Raw genomic sequence first — 2,522 nt, 5'->3', positions numbered from 1 at the left:
GCGCGGCTGACTCTGCCCCGCGTCAAGGAACTGGGCGCCATCACTGCCTGCTTCAATCGTTTAGCGGAGACACTCGGCCGCGCGAGGGCGGAGAACGGGCGGCTCTACGGCCAGCTCATCACCGTGCAAGAAGACGAGCGGCGCGAGATCGCCAATGAGCTGCATGACGAGGCCAGTCCCTGTCTGTTCGGCATCATGGCCAACGCCATGTCCGTGCAGAAGCTCACCGAGCGCCGACGCGACCCCCGGACCGCCGATATTCGCGGCCATGTAGGCGAGATCCTGCGCGTGACGGAGCGCCTCAAGATGATGAACCGGGTCATGCTGAAGAAGCTCCGCCCTGTCGCAATTGGCCGCGCTTCCCTGTCGGAGCTTTCGCGTGACCTCCTGAGCGAGCTACAGCGCCGCTATCCGGAAATCGATATCACGCCTTCGCTTCGGACGCGCGGCGTCCAATACGGCGAGGCTATCGACCTGACCGTCTATCGTTGCATCCAGGAGGGTGTCACCAACGCCATCCGCCACGGCAACGCGGATACGGTCCGGGTCGACCTTTTCGAAAAGCGCGGCTCCCGTACCGGTGACGCGGCCAAGCCTACGCTACAATTGCTTATTCAAGACGACGGTCGAGGCATCTTGCCCAACACGCCACTCGGCTTTGGGCTCACGGCCATGCGCGAGCGCGTCCAAGCCCTGGGCGGATCGTTCGCCATTCAGAGCGCGCCAAGCCAAGGCGCGATCGTGCGCGTGATCATCCCGATCACTGCCGTCGCGGTTACCACGGCCAGCGCGCCCAAATATGAAGAAAGAATCGAGGCATCTTAAATGGAAGTGCTTGTTATCGACGACCACCCGATCGTGCTTGAAGGCTGCCGGCAGCTTCTAAAATTCGCCGGCGTCAAGCGCATCGTACAAACGGAGAGCCTCGCCGAGGGCTTCCGCCTGTATCGCAGCAAGAAGCCCGACGTGATCATCGTCGATCTTGCCATGCGAACCGGGGCGCTTGGCGGCCTCTCGTTCATCCGCCGCTTGCGGCTGCACGACACGCGCACGCCGATCCTCGTGTTCAGCATGCACAACGACCCGTTTATCGTGAGCCGCGCGCTGAAGATCGGCGCCAACGGCTACATTCTGAAGGACACATCAGGCGAAGAGATCGTCAAGGCCTTCGAGCATATCCGCGACGGAATACCTTATCTCAGCCACGAGCTGGCTTCTGAGGTCGCCTTCATGGAAGCCCGCGGCCGGACCAGCAATCCGCTGCGGTCCATCACCGAACGTGAGCTTCAGATCCTGTCGTTGCTTGCCGAAGGCAAGCCCTACGCTCAGATCGCAGCCGACCTGCATGTCAGCTACAAGACGATCGCCAACACCTGTAGCCAACTCAAGCCCAAACTTGGCGTACACTCCTTGCCCGAGCTGATGCGTATCGCCATCGAGCATTTGCCTTCCATGCCGAGCAAGGCCCTGAAGGAATAGGCTCAGGCCAGAGACGGCGGCTAGTCTGGCGCGGGGCGCCCTGATGAGCGGCCCTGAGAACACGGTCTGATAAAAAAGGCCGGAGCCCGATTTGTCGGTCTCCGGCCAGTTTGCAGGCGGGGGGTAAGAAGAGAAGCGGCCGGTTAGCCGCCGATCCGCGCGGTGCCGGAGCGGCCGTCATTACGCACCCAGCGGACGTTGCTGCCGTTGCGGCTGAGCTTGTAGCAATAGGTCTGGCCTTCCATCCACGTGTACCACTTCTGGCACAGCTGATCGCCGTCGACCCACCACTTGCCGCGGTCCGAGGAGCCATCGCCGCGAGCAAGCGCCGCCGCAACGGTGCCCATGCTGCCCTTCATCGTGCCGCTCGGCGAATACTGGACCGGCAGCTCGAAGCCGGAAATGTTCAGAAAAACGGTCTTGCCACTGACTGCGCCGCGAAGCGCATCGCCCGAAAGGGCCTGGGCATTGGCCTGCACGGCGCCAAGGGAAAGCGTAGCGACGGCAGCGACGGTCATGAGAGCGGTCTTCAACATCGGATCATCCTCCAACTCTGATGCGCCTTCCTCACAAGGCGCGGGGTTTATCTCGAAAGAGCGGAAGCGATCCCCCGCTCGACAGGATGGCATTCTTGCAAATCCGCGCTGAACCGAAGCTGAGGGCACTGTTCATCTACCGTTCAGCGAGAAAACTCGGAAGATGGGCCGAAAATTCAGGGTCCGCGGGCGGCAACCGCCTTGCAATTGACATGGAGCGGAGGGTTTAATCGGCTGCAGGAGCATCGTTTCATCCAAACTTCGGAGAGAAGAATGTCGACGAAAGATGCAAGACACACTGCTGCGATGGTTGCCGCCGGCGCCGTCGCTTTGTCGCTCACCGCCTCGAGCGTGGCGATGGCCGAGTCCCAAACCCGCAATGCCGATACTGAAAGGCCGAGCATGACGCGCTCGGCCCAAGGACCGGCCACCAAAGCATCGGCCTCGGAGGCCGGCAGGCTGAGCATGGGCCGTTCCGCGGCGAGTTCGGCCGACCGCGCCGCTCGC

At 62.2% G+C, this 2,522-nt stretch carries 4 protein-coding genes; 3 read left to right on the top strand and 1 reads right to left on the bottom strand.

The features are described 5' to 3' along the window. Together AUC71_RS10130 and AUC71_RS10125 are read left to right on the top strand one after the other, a co-directional pair. Positions 1-825 (top strand): ATP-binding protein (locus AUC71_RS10130; protein WP_244500894.1); only part of this gene is annotated, 825 nt, incomplete at its 5' end. Continuing rightward, positions 826-1,479 carry a response regulator transcription factor gene (locus AUC71_RS10125; RefSeq protein WP_069624165.1) on the top strand — a complete coding sequence of 218 codons (654 nt, stop codon included), beginning with the start codon at positions 826-828 and terminating at the stop codon, positions 1,477-1,479. It begins immediately after the preceding gene. 143 nt (positions 1,480-1,622) lie between these two features. On the opposite strand, the gene AUC71_RS10120 is transcribed toward AUC71_RS10125, so the two are convergent. Next, positions 1,623-2,030 (bottom strand): hypothetical protein, encoded by a 408-nt coding sequence (locus AUC71_RS10120; protein WP_083238258.1) that lies wholly within the window; start codon positions 2,028-2,030, stop codon positions 1,623-1,625. Between the two features lie 291 nt (positions 2,031-2,321). On the opposite strand from AUC71_RS10120, the gene AUC71_RS20300 reads away from it, so the two are divergent. Then, a partial coding sequence (locus AUC71_RS20300; protein ID WP_204376700.1) for a hypothetical protein occupies positions 2,322-2,522 on the top strand: 201 nt, incomplete at its 3' end.

The organism is Methyloceanibacter marginalis (assembly GCF_001723295.1).
In the GTDB taxonomy this organism is placed as follows: Bacteria; Pseudomonadota; Alphaproteobacteria; order Rhizobiales; family Methyloligellaceae; genus Methyloceanibacter; species Methyloceanibacter marginalis.
The sequence above is the reverse complement of the archived record's forward strand: the minus strand, read 5'-3'. Positions and strand labels throughout refer to the sequence as shown.

Coding starts and splice junctions, on each gene's coding strand:
- AUC71_RS10125 (WP_069624165.1), top strand. CDS start 826: ATGGAAGTGCTTGTTATCGACGACCACCCGATCGTGCTTGAAGGCTGC.